General features: G+C 63.7%; 19 protein-coding genes. 16 read left to right on the forward strand and 3 right to left on the reverse strand.

All coding sequences use genetic code 11. From position 1 onward, the window contains the following. The first annotated feature begins 6 nt into the window (after positions 1-6). The 5 genes from LZ605_RS20180 to LZ605_RS20200 all read left to right on the forward strand — a co-directional run bounded on the left by LZ605_RS20180 (position 7) and on the right by LZ605_RS20200 (position 7,200). Positions 7-4,494, forward strand: a complete 4,488-nt coding sequence (locus LZ605_RS20180; RefSeq protein ID WP_249843071.1) for a hypothetical protein — start codon at positions 7-9, stop codon at positions 4,492-4,494. 53 nt (positions 4,495-4,547) lie between these two features. After that, positions 4,548-4,811, forward strand: a complete 264-nt coding sequence (locus LZ605_RS20185) for a hypothetical protein (protein ID WP_249843072.1) — start codon at positions 4,548-4,550, stop codon at positions 4,809-4,811. Beyond that, on the forward strand, positions 4,811-5,509 hold the full coding sequence (locus LZ605_RS20190; protein ID WP_249843073.1) for a hypothetical protein: 699 nt from the start codon (positions 4,811-4,813) through the stop codon (positions 5,507-5,509). Before LZ605_RS20185 ends, LZ605_RS20190 begins: the two co-directional genes overlap by 1 nt. Before the next feature lie 42 nt (positions 5,510-5,551). After that, on the forward strand, positions 5,552-6,484 hold the full coding sequence (locus LZ605_RS20195; protein ID WP_249843074.1) for an SOS response-associated peptidase family protein: 933 nt from the start codon (positions 5,552-5,554) through the stop codon (positions 6,482-6,484). Between the two features lie 203 nt (positions 6,485-6,687). Next, positions 6,688-7,200 (forward strand): hypothetical protein, encoded by a 513-nt coding sequence (locus LZ605_RS20200; RefSeq protein WP_249844960.1) that lies wholly within the window; start codon positions 6,688-6,690, stop codon positions 7,198-7,200. Between the two features lie 119 nt (positions 7,201-7,319). Here LZ605_RS20200 and LZ605_RS20205 read toward each other — a convergent pair whose 3' ends face one another. Continuing rightward, complete coding sequence (locus LZ605_RS20205) at positions 7,320-7,979, reverse strand: DUF6680 family protein (RefSeq protein WP_249843075.1); 660 nt, start codon at positions 7,977-7,979, stop codon at positions 7,320-7,322. Positions 7,980-8,797: 818 nt separating this feature from the next. Between LZ605_RS20205 and LZ605_RS20210 the strand changes: the two genes are divergently transcribed. The 4 genes from LZ605_RS20210 to LZ605_RS20225 all read left to right on the forward strand — a co-directional run bounded on the left by LZ605_RS20210 (position 8,798) and on the right by LZ605_RS20225 (position 12,311). Continuing rightward, a complete protein-coding gene (locus LZ605_RS20210; RefSeq protein WP_249843076.1) occupies positions 8,798-9,712 on the forward strand; it encodes a hypothetical protein in 915 nt (304 codons plus the stop codon). Between the two features lie 325 nt (positions 9,713-10,037). Next, entirely contained in the window at positions 10,038-10,196 is a 159-nt protein-coding gene (locus LZ605_RS20215) for a hypothetical protein (RefSeq protein ID WP_249843077.1), read from the forward strand. Between the two features lie 445 nt (positions 10,197-10,641). Beyond that, the gene (locus tag LZ605_RS20220) at positions 10,642-11,046 is read left to right on the forward strand and encodes a DUF805 domain-containing protein (protein ID WP_107231718.1); all 405 of its coding nucleotides are present in this window, start codon (positions 10,642-10,644) and stop codon (positions 11,044-11,046) included. A gap of 107 nt (positions 11,047-11,153) precedes the next feature. Continuing rightward, positions 11,154-12,311: a hypothetical protein gene (locus LZ605_RS20225; protein WP_249843078.1), complete on the forward strand. Its 1,158-nt coding sequence runs from the start codon at positions 11,154-11,156 to the stop codon at positions 12,309-12,311. Here LZ605_RS20225 and LZ605_RS20230 read toward each other — a convergent pair whose 3' ends face one another. Both LZ605_RS20230 and LZ605_RS20235 read right to left on the reverse strand, forming a co-directional pair. Next, positions 12,312-12,749: an acyl-CoA thioesterase gene (locus LZ605_RS20230; RefSeq protein WP_249843079.1), complete on the reverse strand. Its 438-nt coding sequence runs from the start codon at positions 12,747-12,749 to the stop codon at positions 12,312-12,314. A gap of 80 nt (positions 12,750-12,829) precedes the next feature. Further along, on the reverse strand, positions 12,830-13,195 hold the full coding sequence (locus tag LZ605_RS20235; RefSeq protein ID WP_249843080.1) for a hypothetical protein: 366 nt from the start codon (positions 13,193-13,195) through the stop codon (positions 12,830-12,832). A gap of 167 nt (positions 13,196-13,362) precedes the next feature. On the opposite strand from LZ605_RS20235, the gene rimK reads away from it, so the two are divergent. The 7 genes from rimK to LZ605_RS20270 all read left to right on the forward strand — a co-directional run bounded on the left by rimK (position 13,363) and on the right by LZ605_RS20270 (position 18,984). Next, positions 13,363-14,241, forward strand: a complete 879-nt coding sequence (rimK, locus tag LZ605_RS20240) for a 30S ribosomal protein S6--L-glutamate ligase (RefSeq protein WP_107231722.1) — start codon at positions 13,363-13,365, stop codon at positions 14,239-14,241. Positions 14,242-14,496: 255 nt separating this feature from the next. Continuing rightward, the gene (locus tag LZ605_RS20245; protein ID WP_107231723.1) at positions 14,497-14,976 is read left to right on the forward strand and encodes a hypothetical protein; all 480 of its coding nucleotides are present in this window, start codon (positions 14,497-14,499) and stop codon (positions 14,974-14,976) included. Positions 14,977-15,071: 95 nt separating this feature from the next. Beyond that, the gene (locus LZ605_RS20250) at positions 15,072-15,554 is read left to right on the forward strand and encodes a hypothetical protein (protein ID WP_249843081.1); all 483 of its coding nucleotides are present in this window, start codon (positions 15,072-15,074) and stop codon (positions 15,552-15,554) included. A 115-nt stretch (positions 15,555-15,669) separates the two neighbouring features. Then, positions 15,670-16,131 (forward strand): hypothetical protein, encoded by a 462-nt coding sequence (locus tag LZ605_RS20255; protein WP_107231725.1) that lies wholly within the window; start codon positions 15,670-15,672, stop codon positions 16,129-16,131. A gap of 159 nt (positions 16,132-16,290) precedes the next feature. After that, complete coding sequence (locus tag LZ605_RS20260) at positions 16,291-16,968, forward strand: response regulator transcription factor (RefSeq protein ID WP_005410804.1); 678 nt, start codon at positions 16,291-16,293, stop codon at positions 16,966-16,968. Then, complete coding sequence (locus LZ605_RS20265; RefSeq protein ID WP_249843082.1) at positions 16,931-18,301, forward strand: sensor histidine kinase; 1,371 nt, start codon at positions 16,931-16,933, stop codon at positions 18,299-18,301. Before LZ605_RS20260 ends, LZ605_RS20265 begins: the two co-directional genes overlap by 38 nt. 266 nt (positions 18,302-18,567) lie before the next feature. Then, a complete protein-coding gene (locus tag LZ605_RS20270) occupies positions 18,568-18,984 on the forward strand; it encodes a hypothetical protein (RefSeq protein ID WP_249843083.1) in 417 nt (138 codons plus the stop codon). Positions 18,985-19,057 lie beyond the last annotated feature (73 nt).

The following is a 19,057-nucleotide window of genomic DNA, read 5'->3' on the forward strand; positions in this document are numbered from 1 at the left end:
TCAGCAATGCAAGCAAGGAAACTCACGCTGGTGGAAATCGGCGTGGGCGGGCTGCCGTCCGCGTCTCCGGTGGCGCCGCGGTTCTCAACCTGGTTTCCGGTGCCGTTCAAGGCGCCGGATGTACCGCCGGCCAATGGGGTCAATCCCACGCCGGTAGCCGACGGCGTTGTCCTTGAATGGGATGCCGTCGATCTGGAGGGTGTGATCTACGTCATCTCGCGGAGCGAGAGCCAGAACGGGCCGTGGCTGGAGATCCACCGCACCACCGAGACCCGATACGTCTACAACGACGGGAGCGGGAACACCTGGTGGTTTCAGATCACCCCGACCGTGCGGGGAAAGACCGGAGCGGGGACCGTGGTGGGCGTCACCCCGCCGACCACGTCCACGGATCTCGCAGAGCAACAGTCCAAGCTGGCTGCCGAGATCAGCGCTCGCATCCAGGCGATTGCAGATGAGGCGGAGGCGCGTGCCGCCGGGCTGGCGCAGGCGGCACAGGACCTGGTAGCCGAGGCGCTGTTGCGGCAGCAGGGCGTGAGCGAAGCCCTGCAGGCGATCAGCGCAGAGGCCCAGGCCCGTATCGACGCGATCCTGAACGAGAAGCTGGCTCGTGAGGCGGCCATTTCCAGGGAGGAGCAGCTGCGGCAGAGCGCCGATGAGTCGTTGGCGCGCGCTGTGTCGGAGGTGGCCGCCGGCAGCGGTACACAGTTCGACAGCATCAAGCTGTGGCCGTTCAACCAGACCATCGAAGGATGGACGGGCAATGGTGCCCCGACGCTCGTGGATGGCTGGCTGCGGCCTGCCAACCATGCCTCTGCGCCGTGGGTACAGTCGCCGGTGGCGCTGGCCATTGATGGCAGCGCCTATCGTTTCGTCAAGCTGCGCGTGAAGAGGGTGGGCGCGCCGGCATGGGGCGGCTTCCTGCAGTGGATTACCACGGCGGATCAGGCGTGGAACGCGCAGAAGCGTGCCGCTATCGCCGAGCCGGCGTGGGACGTGAACGGCGTAGCCACCGTTGATGTGCAGGACATTGCCTGGTGGCCGGCCACGGTTGACGCGATCCGCTTGCAGCTGGGCCCGGCGCAGACCGTCGCCAATTACTACCTGGTCGACTACATCGCGGTGGGGCGGCCTCAGCCTGGCGCCTCGGTGGCGCTGGTGCAGGAGGAGACGCAGGCCCGTATCACTGCCGACGCCGCGGAGGCGAGCCAGCGCACGGCTTTGGCGGTGCAGATGCGTGGCAACTACACGGGAACGGACCCGGCCCAGCTGACCGCGGGCCTTGCGTACGAGGAGCTGCGCGCTCGCGTGGCGGCGGACCAGGCGCAGGTGCAGCGCATCAGCACGATGGAAGCCCGCATGCCGGCTGGGACGGGCTCGCTGGCAACCGCAGCCTCCGTCACGGCGTTGCAGGAGGCCACTGCCACCACCACCAACGCGCTGGCGCAGTCCATCACCAGCATCAACGTCTCGCTCCAGAACATTGGAGGGGACAACCTGCTGCCAAACAGCAGCTTCGAGGATCGCCCGAACGACACGTCTCCGCCGACGTGGTGGGTCTGGGGCGGTAACGCGCCTTCGACCACGCGCAGCTACGTCGACTCCGACCTGCCGGGTTCTGTGAAGGCGCTTCGCGTCGCCTCGGTGGCCACTGCCTCGGCGGGCCAGTACATTGAGACGCGCACCCCGGATAAGGCTCTGAAGGTATCGCCGGGGCAGAAGTACGTGGCCAGTGCCTTCGTTCGAAATGGCGGCGGCCCGGCATCACCCGCGCTGATCATCTGGTTCCTCGATGCCAGTGGGGCAACGATTGGAAGTGCGGCGCAGGATGTGTTCACCCACAATGAGAACACCTGGAGACGCATCGTCAGCACGCCGCGCGCTGCGCCGGCAAACGCGGCATTTGCCCGCGTCTACTACCGCACGGTCCTGCCCAACAGCGGCGCTGCGATCACCGTCCAGATGGACTGGGACAACGTGCAGTTCCAGCAGGGTGAGGTGGCAACGCAGTGGTCGGCGAGCACCAATGAGCTGCAAGGCACGATCAACGCGACTGCTTCGGCGCTGTCAGGGCTGACTTCAACTGTCAGTCAGCTTGGATCGACCGTCGATTCCCAATCGTCGCAGATCACTGCTCTGCGCAACGACGTAACCGACGTGGGTGGCCGCACCAACGCTAACGCGGAAGCCTTGCAGCAGCTTGGCAATCGGGTCACGAGTGCGGAAGGCAAGATCGAGACCGTCAGCTCCAGCGTGACGAAGTTGAGCAGCCAGCTGGACGGCATCGGCGGCGACAACCTGCTGTCAAACAGCAGCTATGAGGTTTCGCCGACTGACACCAGTGTGCCGACGGGTTGGCAGACCGAAGGGACCATGACGGCCGTCAGCTACTCCTACGTCCCGTCGCCTCTTCCAGGTGGAGGTCGTGCGTTCCGCATCAGCGCTACCAGTACCGCGGTGGATCAGTACGTAGGTCTGGCAACGCCGAACGCGAGCGACAAGCGCGTTCCGATCCAAGGAGGACAGGACTACGTCCTTTCTACCTACCTGCGCGGTACGCAGGGGAACATTGCGCGCACGTATGTGCAGTGGATGAAGGTGGACGGAGGCGTCGCTGCCACGAGCACGATGCCGGACCTGGTCCTTACCTCCCAGTGGCAGCGCGCAGTGCTCACGATGAAGGCGCCGGCCGATGCCGTGACCGCGCGAGTGTTCGTCGGGCGCATGTTCGCGCGTGGTGCTCCCGGTGGTTGTGCCCTGGAGCTCGACAACGTGATGTTGCAGAGGGGGCTGGTTGCGGGCGAGTACCGTCCGAGTGGGCAGGAGGCCATCAGCGCAACGACCGCCAACTCGGCGGCAATTGCCAGTTTGACCACACGCCTGACCTCGACGGAGGGGAGGATCGACGCGACGGCGCAGCAGATCACTGACCTGCGCTCGGGCCTCGCTGCGACGTTCAACCGGGGGGACAATCTCAACACCAATGCGCTGTTCGACGGGTCTCTCTACCCGTGGCGCGTGGCGAACGCCAGCGCTACGAACGGGCTCGTTGAGTGGGTAGCCGGCGGCGGACAGACAGGTAGTGCGGCCAGCATCACCAACAAGGTCGGATCAGCCGCCTCCCCAACTATCTACGCCAACGACGGCGCCTGGATACCGCTCAAGGTGGGGCGAAGCGGCAGAAAGCTGCGTAGCGTGATCGTGGCTCGGGCTGCCGCAGGCACGCCGACAATCACCGCACGTTGCCGGATTCGCGGTAGCAGTGGCGAGGGCAGCAGTGATCAGACCATCACCACGCTTTCGGCGGCGTGGCAGCGCTTTGAACTGGAGCACCCCGTAGGCGACGACCGATCCGAAGTCATGTGCCAGGTATGGGTCGGTAAGGGGGCGGGCACCGCAGACGCGACGGTGTTGTTTGATCGCATCGAGTTCTACGATGTGACGGACGAGATCACCATCTCGGCCAACGCCTCGGCTCTCACCGCCTTGAGTGCCACTGTCACCCAGCAGGGAGGCAAGTTGGATGCGACTGCGGAGAATCTGACCAGTCTCAAGACCCAGGTCGGGGACGTTAGTGCAGCTGGGTTCAATCAGCTCAAGGCGCAAGTTGTCCAGGATGGCCAGAACATTGAGACGAACGCCACTGCGATTCAGGGAGTGCGGACTTCACTGGATGGCAAGGCCGACGCGTCTGTTGTTCAGACCATGCGGGCCTCGCAGGCCGGTAGTGGCAACCTCCTGACCAATTCCGCCTTCCGGAGTGGTTCGGCCGGCTGGGCCATCACCTGGAATCCCGGTGGATGGAGCGGCTCCGTGTCCCCTGCGGGCGCCGACTGGGATCCGGAAGGCGGCAAGTCGATTGGCGGTACGCGCGCGGGTGCTCCTGGCAATGACCAGTGGTGCGTGTATGGGAATCAGCAGCGCATACCGATTGTCGCTGGAAAGTTCTATATCTTCTCGGCATACATGGCTGCGCATCGTGCCGGTGCTCACATCGGTCTCGGCTTCTACAACGCCGCAGGCACTCAGGTGGCGGCAATCTACTCGCAGCCTGTTACTGCACAGGGCGGCAGGTCGCTGGCGAGCTGGGCTCGTGGCTTCGTCATCATGCAGGCCCCGGCTGGTGCGGTGTTCGCCATGGTGGAGTTGTGGGGCGGGACGCAAGGGCAGACGGCGAACGATGGCTTTTTCTGGCACACGAACGTGATGCTTGAGGAGGCCAGGGAAGGTCAAACGCAGCCGTCGCCTTACTCGCCTGGCGGCTTGGAGTCTTCCGCCGAGTGGCGGGTGGATGTGCAGGCGGGAGCCAAGATTGGCGGCATCAAGCTGGGCGTCAATGGGCAGGTGAGCGCCTTCGACGTGCTCGCTGAAGTGTTCCGCGTTTCCTCTCCGTCTGGCGGCCGGCGCACCGAGTACAGCGATGGCCACTGGCGTTGCTACGACGAATACGGGGTTATGCGGGCGCGCTTCGGTGTCTGGGGGAACTCGGGTTGATTGGAATGGGGCGGCCTTGCGGGGGCGCCCCTCATCGGTTTGGAGGAATAGACATGCCCGCTGGATTTGAGGCATTCGGCCCGCAAGGGCAGCTTGAGGTCTCTGTGAACTCAAGGATGACGCGGCTTCTCGGCAGGGTCACCTCCTCGCAGAATGGCTCTGCGCAGGACGCAGCGCTGGCACAGGGGCAGCCCTTCTTCTTTCCGATTCTGGATCAGAACGGGTTGATGTACCCCAAGGAGTTCGGGCAGGTGACCTTCAGCGGAACCACGGTTTCGTGGGGATTTGAATCCGATTTCTACTATGGGACCTACTGATGGCAGAGGGCGGATTTGAGATCATCAACACCAACAATCACGTCATCATCGATTCGAGATTCTTCAACTACGCGCTGATCAGCAAGCACACGTTGGTGTTTCAGAATGCCGGTGGACCGGTCACTGGCGGTTACGGGAATCAGGCGTTCTTGACCGTGCAGGGCGATGCACCCATCGTCGCCGCGCGCTGCGCGCATCCATTCACGGTCTGCCGGGCCCGTCCGGTCGCGGGCGGATTCGAGTTTGGGTTCATCAGCCGGCACGGTGCCGGCGCGGCACCGGGCGACACGATAGAGGTGTTCGTCTTCGATCGACCGCATGCAACCGGCCTGTATGGAATGCAGACCTTCGATGCCCAGGGGCGGATCGTCTACGACTCGACGCGAAAGTACATGCGCGTGGCTGACTTCCGCACTACGCCAGGTGTGTCCCCCAGCGCACAGGTGCGGATTGCGGGTAGTGGCCAGTACGCTTATGCCGTCACGCGCCCGGCTTACCGATGGCATGGGGTTCAGGTTACGCCTACGGCACCTTGGCAATGGGCGTGCTCTACCGGGTTCGTTTACTCCCGCGGCGACGGGTACGACATTGAAAGCTGGAACAGCGGGGAGGGGACCTATGCCGCTTTCGGTCACCCCGCCCCGGTGGCGGTAGGCAACGGGATGGATGTGATGGTGGTGGACGTGAGCGGCCTGTAGCCATCACGCCACCCAGACGCCGGCTGCGGCCAGACTTCGCCAATGTGCTATTCCGCCCAGATCACCGCCGCCTATCAGAAGCTGGTCCGGATGACCGGCGCCACCCTGTCGCTGCAGGAGTTCGCCGCCCTCTACACCCACGACCTGGGCAAGAAACGGCCCAAGACCCCGAAGGCAATGGACGATGCTTTCCGGGCCGGCGCGTCGCCGGCGGAGCTGGCGGTGTGGGCCGAGGTGGATCAGTGGAATCGGACCGAGGCCGCGGTGCTGGAGCAGGAGCTGTTTGCCAACCGCAAGCGCCTGGCAGATGCCGAGCGCGCGCTGCAGGTGAAGGAAACCAAGAAGGCCCGGGAGGATGTGCGGATCGCCGGCAACAAGATCGATCGCGCCCTGGCCAAACTGGCCGACCTGAAGCGCACTGAGCCGAAGGACCGTGATAGCCGCATCTTCCCCGGCGTGTATGCCCCGGTGATTGTCTCCGAGGGCGGCAAGCTGGTGATCCGGCCCATGCGCTACCAGTGCCGTCTGGCCGGAAAGCCGGTCAACTACGACCAGCGCTTCCCCGGCACCTACAACGCCCGCCGCGACAGCCTGGAGAAGTTCTGGGCACCGGCCTTCGGCCATACGCACGGGCTGCTGGTGGTGGACACGTTCTACGAGAACGTCGAGGGGCCGGATGGGAAGAACCAGGTGGTGCAGTTCACGCCGCGCACCGGTGAGCCGATGCTGGTGGCCTGCCTGTGGTCGTACTGGAAGGATCCGGCCGGCAAGGAGCCCGATCTGCTGTCGTTCGCCGCCATCACCGACGACCCGGAGCCAGAGGTGGCCGCCGCTGGCCACGACCGGACGATCATCAACATCAAGCCAGAGCATGTGGACGCCTGGCTCAATCCAGACCCGGGCGACCTGGCAGCGCTGTACTGGATCTTTGACGACAAGCGGCACCCGTTCTACGAGCACAAGCTGGCTGCGTAGGGAGAACCCCGAACGTCAGTGGGTGGTTGCCCGATAGCGCGGAGCCGCACGGGCAGGCATCCTGACCATGCCGGATCCGGGGCCGCAGGCAGCTCAACCCGGGGGCGCGTGAGCAGCGCCGCGCCGGCACGCAGTCCAAACGATTCAGGCAGGTCGCTGCCGTGTTCGCAGGATCTGCGACGGCCAACCGTATTCTCCCGGCAATGCTTCCCCTACACGGCTACCAAGGATTTCGTACCGCTCCGATCCCCTCTGGCTGGGTCCAGATGGGCGACGCTTGGGTGCTGTGGTGGAGTGGACGACAGATTGCCCAGATAACGCCGGCCAAGGACCATGGCGTGCGTGTGCACCTCGACGCCCGGAAGATGTGGCAGACCAAGGATGAGCGCGCCGCCAGCTTCACCCAGGGCAAGCGCTACGCCGAACGCTGGTGCGCGGCCAGACTGTACCCGGAGATGAGGCTGCGCGCTGCCGTTGCCCAGCTGCTGGCCGCGACGCCTAGCGATCCGCTCGAACCGCTGCCCGGCCTCCCTCCGACGCCAGAGCAGCAGCAACAGGCCCGGCGCCTCGTCGAGGCAACGGCCACCGCCACCGCGCGAGTGAAGGAAGCGTTGGAGCCGCCCAGGCCACTGCCGGCGGCGCCCAAGCCCCGCGCGTGGGGCGCCCACAAGGCGTGGGTGAGGGCAGGGCACCACCCGCTGCGTCATACGGTCTAAGCCCCGGAACCTTCAGAAAACTGATGCGCATCCCCTGGCGGCTGAAGGGCTGCAGACGGGCGGCTCCAGAATTGAATTCAATGCAAGTTATTGATGTTCTTATAGAGTCAGGCAGACTTCTAAGCCGTCCCTTCATCAGGCGGGGAGGTGGTCCTTTCCGGCTGAGAGAGCCTAACCTTTAACTCTCCTTCCGAGACCAGCTCACTCAGCCGCCTTGATAGTTCGGTCTGAGCGTTCTGTGCGTCTTCGTCGATGGGGAAGCTGGCAACGTTCATCGTGAGGGGGTTTCTTCCCTCAAGTACCCCAATAGCCAAGCGGCGAAGTTGCTTTTGCTCGTGTTCTTCGACGCCATGGGCCTCCGGGTTATATGCGCCCTTACGGAGCACGACACGGTCAAAGTGGTAGCCCACGTCATCTGCGATCGCCATCATCAGTTCGACATGGGAGTCCTGCAGCTTAGTGATCCAGGCGTCAATGTCTCGGTCTTGAAGGGCTCGATCCGAGAGCAGGTCGAGATGCTCTTTCCAGAGATCCAGGACCCGCTGTTCCTTGACGCTGCGTTTCCCAGGGCCTTTCCCATAGAACGCCAGATCAATCATGTTCAGGGCCTGAACGTGCTGAAACGACAGCTGCGCGGCCCGCGTCGTCATCAGTTGATGGAAGACCCACCGTTTTTGGCTTCTCGCCTCTCGCGCCGCCTCAATCGCCTTCTGGACTTGCACGGCGATGATCGGGCCGGCCAATGTGGCGCACACAATCATCCAATCGCTGATGGTCATCCAGTCCCCTCCCTGATGTTCAAGCCATGTTAGCTGCGACTCCGCCACTGACGGAAGATGGGAGCCGGCTCCGCTCCGCAATCGGCGCATGGACCCTTAAAAAGGAGGCGAATCCTAGCAGTGGAATAGCGCAATTGCGGAGCGGTAATTAAACTTAAGTGATTGATTTGTAATCATTTATTGCGTAGCTTCCCAAGCTACTGACGTGGGTTCGATTCCCATCGCCCGCTCCATTTGTCACCGGATCTGCGCCCAGGGTCTTGATGGCGCACAGGTGAACCGGCAGAAGAACGAATGCTCAAACGACCTGCGTAGGTATCGTTCTTCCCCAAACCGTTGCTTCTTCCCCGTCCCGGTGGGCTACATGCCCGCTTTCTTGCGCCCATCGATCTGCGTGCCTTCATTGGTTCGCGCTTCCTCGTTCGTGCTCTTCATCAGCCTGCCGCGATGGGGCGCGGCGGGTGTCCGCTTGCATGGACGCAGTGGAAGATCGGCCCGGAAACGCAACCAAGCACACGCTGTATTGCGACCTCAGTGTTCTGGCGGTTGTTGCGCTCTCCAGACGCAACGTCTAAACAGTGCCGGCGAGTACGACGCTGACAGGCATCGGACAGTCTGGGTGTTCATGTCGCATCTGCCCAAGCAGCGCCTCTTCTGCTCATACGCCATCATGTGAACGAATCATGAATCCGGTCCCGGCAGGCACCGGGGGGGATGTGCTTCGTTCAACGTTTTTACTCTGTACAGGTCGGCGGTAAAACTAGAACCTTGCCTCCCCCTGTAACCATTCCGTTTCGACGGAGACGTGAGATCAATAGATGAAGAAGAAGCTAATCGGCATCGGAGTAGCCGTAGTGGCGACGAGCATTGTGATCGGTGTGGTTTGGGGTTACCGGCCACAAACGAATGACGCTCAGCGAACGCTCGACAAGAACGAGGTGCAAGAGAATGCGCCCGTTCAGAACGGGAATTCAGCCTCCTTGCGCGAAACGACAGCCCATAAACTGGAGGCCGAAAAAAAAATTCCGCCAGGGTCATACAAGCCTTTGGGCCCCAAAGCCTACGAGATCATCCGTGGTCGTGAATTCCGTGCGCCAGGCGACGCATTGGCCCATGTGAAGCAGCTGATTCGGCGATCCGAAGCGGGTGACGCCACGGCGACCTACGAAATCTATCTCACCATCGAGCAATGCCAGGCATTCACCTCTGATCGCGCCGACGAGTTGGCCCAATCCGCTACCAGCCTCGGTTCCGGCGGCTGGTTCCTTGAAAGATCAGAACGACTTCTCAAGGAGTGTGAATCACTGGCGCTGGATCAAGATATCTATCACGCCGATTGGCTATCAAAAGCTGCGGCCATGGGGTCGCAAGAGGCAATGCTCGCTTATGCAGTGTCGCCACAAGAAGTCCTCGGGTCGCTCGATGAAGTCATCCATGATCCAGAAAGGCTTGCTCAATGGAAAGAAAATTCATCCAGGTATCTCAACGAGATGGCCAATCAAGGAAACATTGCGGCGCTGGGAAGTTTAAGAAGGGCCTACAGCTATGGGCGAACACGCGATAGAGATCCGGTTGCAGCACTTGCTTATACGCGTGTTCTGAATCGCATCAATCCCCAGCTTTACGACAATAACGACATTGTCAAAGCCGAGAACGATCTCACAAGCAGGCAGCGATCCGAGGCGCTCGCGCTGTCTGAGGAAATCTTCAAGAACTGTTGCATCTCAAGATAAGGACTATCTATGCAGGTTAGGAATGCGCTGAGTGTTGTTTCTCTTGATAGCTCGGCTATCTCAATTCTGTTCGGGGTCGCACTGCTGCTGGCGTCCGGAAGCCTCCAGGCAAGGAAGCATCCAGGAGTTATTCAGTGCAGCATAGGTTGCATGCTGACTACACCGAATCCAGACGAGGGAACAAGTAAACTTCTTTCCGACGAAATAGATCGCCGCAATCCCACGCGCGGCAGCATCTGGCAGGTCACACGACCTGATCGCATCATGGTCGGTGACATTGTTACCGTCTGCAATGGCATTTCCTGTGTCGAGTACACCTGGCGCGGTGAGAACTTCGACTCTGGCAAGGAAGTATCGAACATCCTTCCGCCTCCCGCACGAGGCGGTGGCGGTGGTGGCGGTGGCGGTGGCGGTGGCGGTGGCGGTGGTGGTGGCTGGGTCGGTGGTGGAACCGGCGGCGGTGGGTCTTGCTGCGGCAGAGTAACGGTCGACCCGCCAACGATGGTCCAGTGATCGCCGGGATCCAAAGAGTGCTGGCAATTGGTTAGTTGGCCAGCATCTGGAATTTGATCAATCCGAGTTGCCCTGTAGTAGTTCGTATTTGATCTTTGCCCGGTGCTCCTTCCGCTCCCTCCCTATGTCCATCGGGTTGGCCCCTACATTCTGGGGGCCTTCTCGCCGTTGGCTGTTCTCGTCGCGGCACGCAGCTCTTCTGCCGAGGCTCGCGCTGACCGTCTGGAGACTTCACGGCACTTGCCCGAGTGGCTCATGCGCCCGCTTGCGCAGCAACGACCCTGGCCGCGATGGCTGACTCAGGCAACCTGCGCTGTCTGCCGGGGCCGTACCGCCGCAGGATTCAGTTGGTGCTGGGCCTGGCGATGCTAAAAGACCGTTAACCGTTGCCCCATCGTCCGCTGCCCGGAGCGTGAATGATTTCCGCACTTGTGCCCATCAGGCGTTGCTTTGACTTTTCAGGGCGATCCAACCGCAAGGAATTCTGGTCGTACTCCCTGCTTGCTGCTCTGGTGGTGGCGGTGAGCTACACCTTGATGGACGGCGGATACTGGCTGACGGGCACCGTGCTCCTCGATGGGGATGCCTTCGATCCGTTCCGGACGCTGGGGTGGTTCATGACGGTTGGCGCCGTCATCGTCCTCCTTCCACCGATGCTGGCCCTGGCTGTGCGACGACTGCACGACATCGACGAGTCTGGCTGGTACGTCGTGATCGCCTTCATCCCGTTGGGTGTATTCGTCCTCTTCCCTGTCATGCTCCTGCCGGGTAGCGAGGAGGAGAATCGATTCGGCGGCATTTCCGGCCTGCCAGGCGCCTGACTCAGCGCGGGACGAAGTCCACCAGGTCGGAAGGAAACTGTGGGCAGGCATTGCCTGCCACGACCTTGAAGGTTTGAATGGTGCGCAGTCGTAGCCAGCATGCCCGCATGTCCGCTGATCGAATCGCTCTCCGCCGTTTCACCCAATGGTTGCCGTTCCTGGTCCTGGTCGCTGTCTGTGTGGCCTGGTGGTCTCCGCTGGGCGTGGTTGTCGCCCTTGCCGCGTGCCTTGCAGTGGGCGGCGTGCTGCAGCGCTTGGATCTGGTCGGTGATGTTGTAGGCGGCGCACGGCTGCGCTCGCGGGCGCAGCGGCCCTTTGCTCCCCGGCCGCCCATCCATGATGTTCTGTTGGAGTGGGGCGAGCTGGGCATGGGAGGGCCGGCCTACAGCACCCAGATGCTGCGCGATGGCGCCATTGTGGAAGGCGTGTCTACCGGCGGCAGCCATGATGCCAGTGGCGAGTGGCAGACGCTGGCGGGCAGCGCGCTGCGTGTGGCCAGTGGCTACATTGATCGTAGCGAAGCGGTGATCGTCTACGACGAAGCGGACAAGCGGGTGATGCACCTGCAGGCGATGGTGCCCAGCCTGTTCTGGCAGGTACTGCACGAGCATCGGCAGCGTGGCGGGGATGCCGAAGCTGCGATGTGGCTGCGTGGTCTTCCCAGCCGATCGACCACGCTGCGCCCCTGTCGGGGTCTATGGCTGGAACAGGGGCATCCGGCGCTGGCCGCCGGGCTGCCGCAGGCATTGCGGCATGTCCTGCCTGATGCCCGGGTGCTGCAGGCCATCCCGCTGATTCCCGACGACCTGCGTCTGACCGCGCATCCGACCCTGTTCACGCGCATCTGTCCGTACGCCCTGTGTCTTGATGGCGAACGCAGTGACCGCCATGCCTGCGATCTGGATACGGTGATCAGCAGCCCGGCGGGGCGATGCGTGGTGGTGGCGGGCAGCGTGCTTGATGGGGATCTGCGTCCCATCGAGGGCGTGTGGCTCCTACATTGGCAGGGGCATTGGCAGGCCATTGGCCGCCGTGCAATGGGCGGCAGCGGCAAGGCCCGGAGTGGAGCCTGGATCGACGTGATCGAAGCCGCCGATGACGGCACGCTCCGATGCGAGGCCTACGAGGAACGCTGGGAGTTTGACGACATCACGCGTTGCCCGACAGTACACACGTCGTTGGAACTTCCTGTGGAGTGGCGGGACACTCCGTTGGCACTGCGGGTTCGCAATGGACGCTTCAGCCTTCGCATCCCTTCTCCCTGATCAGGCCTGGGTGGCAGGCTCGCTTGCTTCGCGCATCCGTTGCGCATACTCCTCGGTGAACAGCGCCGACAACGCCTGTCGCTGCCCTGCATCGATCTCGCGCGACGTATTGGCCGCATAGTCGAAATGCACCATCACGCAGCGTCCGCTGGCGACCAGTACATCGAGCTGGAATGCCTGCTGCACGATCGACAGCGAGGAGCGGCCAATGTTCTCGATGCGGGTCTCGATACGCACTTCGCGTCCTGCCTGTATCTGCTGCAGGAAGTCGATCTCGTAGCGGCGCAGGATCAGCGTCAGGTCGCGCATGCTGGCCTCGCCGCTGAAGTGCCGGAAGATCTCCTGGCGGCCCTCCTCGAACCAGACGGGCAGGGCGGTGTTGGTGACGTGGCCGAGTACGTCCACTTCGGAGAATCGCGGAAGGATCGTCAGCGGCATGAAGTCTCCGGGGGCGTAGTGGGTGGAATCTCCGGCGACGATGCTGCCATCGCCGGAGACAGCAGGGCGGCTATCGGCTGTCAGTCAGAGTAGAAGCCATTGCCGAGGGTGCCGGGCAGGCCGGGTTCCGGCCACGGCATCAGTGATGTGCAGGCGTCATACAGCGTGCAGAAGTCCTGCCGCAGTTGCGCAGGCACCCAGCTGCCGTAGGAAACGTCTGTCGAATCGCCCTGGCAGGCGTAGGAAACATCGATCCAGCGGGTATTGGCGTGTGAGGCAACGCCCTGGTGTTGTGTCTTGCCCGTGCAGTAACGCAGGCCCTGGCCGATCAGGGTGTTGTTGGCATCGAAGTAGAGCCGGGAGACTGCATGGGTCGGCGCAGCCTGTACGTGCGCGGCGCCCCCCACCAGGCCAAACAGCAACAACAGCGGAATTCCCATTCGCATCTGTGGTTCTCCTTGGATTATGTAGGCCGGCCGTGTCCTGTCCTGTAGCCGGCGAAAGGCATCTTCGCACAGCCCCGGCATGCACGCAGATGCGGCGGCCTGCGGAGCATCATCCGCCCGCCACACGCCCGCGCTATGCTTCGCGCCTGCCGACCGATCCTGCCGCGATGAAGCTCGCCATCCTGTCCCGCAACAGCTCCCTGTATTCCACCCGCCGGCTGGTCGAGGCGGCGCGCGCACGCGGCCATACGGTGCGCATTCTCGACCCGCTGCGCTGCTACATGCGCATCGCCGCCGATGGCTTCTCGATGCACTACAAGGGCCGGCCGATGACCGGCGTGGATGTGGTGATCCCGCGCATCGGTGCCTCGATCACCCGCTACGGCACCGCCGTGCTGCGCCAGTTCGAGCTGATGGGCGCACGCACCCCCAATCCCTCCGACGCGATCCTGCGCTCGCGCGACAAACTGCGTGCGCACCAGCTGCTGGCGGCCAAGGGCATCGACATGCCGGTGACGGTATTCGGCGACAACCCCGATGACACTGTGGACCTGCTATCCATGCTCGGGCCGCCGCCGCATGTGGTGAAGCTCAACGAGGGCACCCAGGGCCGCGGCGTGATCCTCACCGAGAAAGCCAGCGCCTCGCGCGGCATCGTCGAGGCATTGCGCGGCCTGTACGCCAATTTCCTCATGCAGGAATTCATCGGCGAGGCCAAGGGCGCCGACCTGCGCTGCTTCGTGGTCGGCGACCAGGTGGTGGCCTCGATGCAGCGACAGGCCCCTGAAGGTGACTTCCGCTCCAACCTGCATGCCGGTGGCACCGCGGTGGCGGCCAAGGCCAGCCGCGCCGAACAACAGGTGGCGGTGCGCTCGGCCAAGGCGCTGGGGTTGTCGGTGTGTGGGGTGGACCTGATCCGCTCCGCCCGTGGCCCGCTGGTGCTGGAGGTCAACTCCACCCCTGGCCTGGAGGGCATCGAGGCAGCCTGCGGAGTCGATGTCGCCACGCGCATCATTGCGCATGTCGAGAAGCTGAAAAAGCCCTGATTATTCAGTAGCTTGAGATTCTCATGGCGGGTGAGCCGGACTTTTAACAAGGCTTTAATCGGACCCGGCGTAGGCTTCAGCGAACCGCAGCTCTGCCTCTCAGCAGGATCGGTAATCGGGATACGACTTCAGGCCCAGGCGGGTGCACCGTCTGGGCCTTTTTTATGCTGCGGGGCAGCAGCGCCGGTCCCTTGTGGAGGCCGCGTGAGGGTCGTAGAGTTGGGCCTTCGTTCCGGGATGGATCGGGAGGTTGGCATGTACCGCATCATGATGATCGCGTTGTTGCTGGGCCTGTCTGGCGGTGTTGCCGCCAAACCAGAGAAAGCCGCTGTACAGATGGACCGGCAGGCGCCGGTGGCCGAACAGATGCGCCAGGTGGAAACCGCTCTGGGCACCCCGGAATACGCTGAACTGTCCCTGGAAGACCGCAACCAGGTGCAGCAGTCGCTGTCGCGCATCCGCCAGCACATGGGTGAGCGGCAGACCGTGCAGGAACTGCCGCCGCAGTTGCAGACCGAAGTCTTCAACGAGCAGGAGCGGATCAACACCCTGCTGGTGCGCGGGCACGACGACAGCCGGCAGATCTGCAGGTACGAGCGCACCACCGGCAGCAACATGCCCAAGAGCCGCTGCCTGACGGTGGCCGAGCGGCGCCGTATCGAAGAGAAGGGCAAGGCGCTGATCAATGACCAGCGCAGCTACAACACCCTCGCACCGCCGCCCGCGGGGCGTTGATCGCACCGTCTGTCGGCCTGTGCCGGCGCTGCCCTGCGGGGCGCCGGTGCGACCGCAGCTCGGACGTTCCACTCATGGATGACATGGAGATAACGATGCAGCGCATGATTTCCCTCACCCTGGTGCTGGGCCTGGCCCTGGCCACCACCGCCCAGGCCAAATCCGAGAAGGCCAGCGTGAAGCTCGATGGCAGCGCGCCAGTGGCCGAACAGCTGCGCAACGTGGAAACCGCCATCAACAGCGACGACTACAGTGAGATCGGGCTGGAAGACAAGAGCCTTGTGCAGCAGGCGGTGGTGCGTATCCGCGACCGGATGGGCGAGCACGAGCGTGTTGAGCAGCTCAGCCCGAATGACCAGACCGCGGTCTTCAACGACCAGGAAGTGATCAACACGATCCTGACCCGGGCCCGTGCCGACAGCCGCATGGTCTGCCGCCGCGAGCGCTCGACCGGCAGCAACATGCCGCAGAGCGTCTGCATGACCGTCGCCCAGCGGCGCAAGGCGCAGGAGGACAGCCGCAAGGTGCTCAATGGCATCCAGAGCTTCCCGGCGGACGACAAGAACTTCAGGCGCTGATGGTTGGCGTTCTGGCAGGGCCCCGCCAACGGTCACCCTGCCGTGCGTCCCTTGTGAACGCATCGGTGGAACCGTAAAGTCGGGGCCCTATTCACGGACGAACATGGAGCTCGTCATGTACCGCACCACCACGCTCGCGCTGATGCTTTCCCTGGGCCTGGCAGCCACTGTGCAGGCCAAGGCACAGAAGGAGGCCGTACGCATGGACGCCACCACGCCGGTCTCCGAGCAGATCCGCCGCGTTGAAACGGCCATGGGCAGCGAGGACTACAGCGAGATCGGCCTGGAAGACAAAAGCCGCGTGCAGCAGGCGCTGAACCGGATCAAGGTCAAGATGAACGGCCGCGAGAAGGTTGACGAGCTGGCAGCGCAGGAGCGCACGGACGTCTTCAACGAGCAGGAGATCGTCAACACGATCATGAGCCGGGCCCAGGCCGACAGCCGCATGATCTGCCGCCGCGAGCGCCTGACCGGCAGCAACATGCCCCAGAGCGTGTGCCTGACCGTGGCCCAGCGCCGCAAGGCCCAGGACGACAGCCGCCAGGCACTGACCGACCAGCAGCGCCTCAGCCGCTGAGCGGTGCCCACGGGGGCCTATCCGCCTCGTGCCTTCGGTACGAAATGTTAAGACTGGAACCTGTATCGTTCAGCAGGTAGACGTCGCGTCCACCGCCCCCAGGCCATTCTGGGGCGGTGGGCCTGGCCCCCGACGACCCTTCAAGAACCAGAGGTTCCAGTGCGCATTCTCGTAATCGAAGACAACAGCGACATCGCCGCCAACCTTGGCGACTACCTTGAGGATCGTGGCCACACCGTGGACTTCGCTGCCGACGGCGTGACCGGCCTGCACCTGGCGGTGGTCCACGAGTTCGACGCCATCGTGCTGGATCTCAACCTGCCGGGCATGGATGGCATTGAAGTGTGCCGCAAGCTGCGCAACGAAGCGCGCAAGCAGACCCCGGTGCTGATGCTGACCGCGCGTGATTCGCTGGACAACAAGCTGGCCGGTTTCGACTCCGGCGCCGACGACTACCTGATCAAGCCGTTCGCGCTGCAGGAAGTGGAAGTGCGCTTGAACGCGCTGTCGCGACGCGGCAAGGGCGTGCAGACCCGCGTGCTGGAGACCGGCGATCTGGAATACAACCTGGACACGCTGGAAGTGCGCCGCCAGGGCAAGCTGCTGCAGCTCAACCCGACCGCGCTGAAGATCCTGCAGGCACTGATGGAAGCGGCCCCGGCCGTGGTGACCCGCCAAGAACTGGAAACCCGCGTGTGGGGCGAAGAACTGCCCGACTCGGATTCGCTGCGCGTGCATATCCATGGCCTGCGCGCCGTGGTCGACAAGCCCTTTGAAGTGCCGCTGATCCAGACCCGCCATGGCATCGGATACCGCATCGCCACCCCGGAAGCCTGATTCCGTGGCAACCAAGGGGGAGCGCCGACGTACGCCCTATCGGCGGCGTCTGCGCAGCCGCATCATCGTTTCATTCGTGTTGTTGGGCTTCTGCCTGACGACACTGTTCGCCTTCGCCACCAACTGGGCCCGCATGCGGGTGGAAAACCAGCTGGTGGAGGATGTGATCAACCACAACATCGAAGAGTACGCACGCCGCTTCTACGAGCATCCTGGTCGGAATCCGGCAGTGCCGGTACAGCAGATCCGGGCCTACGCGTACTCGGCCGACAAGTTCGACAAGGCGCGCGAGTCCTGGCCGCAGTGGGCCGACCTGCAGAACGGCAACTACAACCTCAGTGGCACCGACGAACAGGGGCAGCCCTACGCCTACAAGCTCGCGGTGCGCAAGGCCGATGACGCCTGGTTCTTCCTCGCCTATGACATGACCGACAGCGTGCGCGGTGGCAAGCAGCTCAACCGCGCGCTGGTGTTGTCGGTGCTGGTGTTCAGCGTGCTGTCGCTGGTGCTCGGCTGGTGGTCGGCCTCGAAGGTGATGAAGCCGGTGTCGGATCTGGCGGCGCGGCTGCGTGCCTACCGTGGCGGCACCAGTGATCCGGAGCCCTTGGCGCCGCGCTTCCCCGATGATGAAGTGGGGCAGCTGGCACAGGCGCTGGACGACTACTCCTCGCGGCTGACCGAAGTGGTACAGCGTGACCGCGAGTTCAACGCCGACGTCAGCCACGAGCTGCGCACGCCGCTGGCGGTGATCCGTGGCGCCACCGAACTGCTGCTGACCCGCCCCGGGCTGGACGAGAAGGTGCTGCAGCGCCTGCAGCGCATCCAGCGTGCCGAACAGCAATGCAGCGATCTGATTGGCGCGCTGCTGCTGCTGTCGCGCAACGAGCGCGGGCAAGGCACCAGCAACGTGGCCCGCGTGGCCGAGCAGCTGCTGGATGCACACCGCGCGCAGCTGGGCGGCAAGCCGCTGGAGCTGGCGCTGGAAGGCGAGCGTGATCTGGTGATCGACGCACCCGAAGCCGCACTGTCGGTGGCGCTGGGCAACCTGATCGGCAACGCGGTGAAGTATTCCCAGGATGGCGAAGTGCGCGTGCATGTGGGCGCCAACGCCGTCTCGGTGACCGACAGCGGTCCGGGCCTGAGCGAGGAAGACGCGGCCAAGCTGTTCCAGCGTGGCTACCGCGGTACCCACGCGGGCCATTCGCAGGGCGGCGGCATCGGCCTGTCGATCGTCAGCCGCCTGTGCGACCTGTACGGCTGGCAGGTGAGTGTGCGGCCCGGTGGCCAGCGCGGCGTGATCGCCACACTGACGTTCTCGCCCAAGCCGCTGTAACGGCGGCGTGGCCGACCCGGGTTGGCACATGACGCTGCCCTGGTAGGTGCCAACCTGGGTTGGCATTGATGCCCGGTACTCGGCATCGGCCATCCACGCATGGCGTGGATCTACCGGAACATGACTGTTTCCGCCTGCCTCGGCGTGCGGTGGCTCACGGTTCCGAGCACCCGCACCCTCGTTGACGCGTTTGCCTCCTGACGGGCCGAAGCGCAGATGGCCAGATGCCAGTGTCGGATCGTCCGTCGCCTGCCAGGAGCCTCCTTGTGTCACACCATGCCCGTTACCCGAACCTGCACCAGTTGGTTGGCGATTCGGTCAGCCAGCTCTCCACCGCGGTCGCCCAGCGCGTCGAGGATGTGCTGTCCCGGCCCGATGGCCTGATGCCGATCCTGATGGCACAGATGGACGTCGACGGCTTCACCGCAGACGCTGCGCGGCGCGCCGGCTTGAAGCCCCCGCAGGCCGGCACCCCGGCCGGCTTGAGGCACACCGTGGCAGGCATCTCCACCTTGACCCGGATGATGTATGCCGCGCATATCGCGCGCACCCGCGGAGGTCCGTTGCAGGTCGTGCCACCGGATGCCATCGAAGGCCTGCTGTTGGCCGCGCGCGAGCTGACCTGCTACGCGCAGCAGCAATTGCAGGCCGAAATGGCCCGTGGCGCAGCAACCCTGCAATAGCTGCGGCAAGCCTGCGCGCGGATTCGGAACGCCTCAGATCCAGGACGCGCGCTGGATGCGCCTGGGTAGTGCC

The organism is Stenotrophomonas maltophilia (genome assembly GCF_023518235.1).
Lineage (GTDB): Bacteria > Pseudomonadota > Gammaproteobacteria > Xanthomonadales > Xanthomonadaceae > Stenotrophomonas.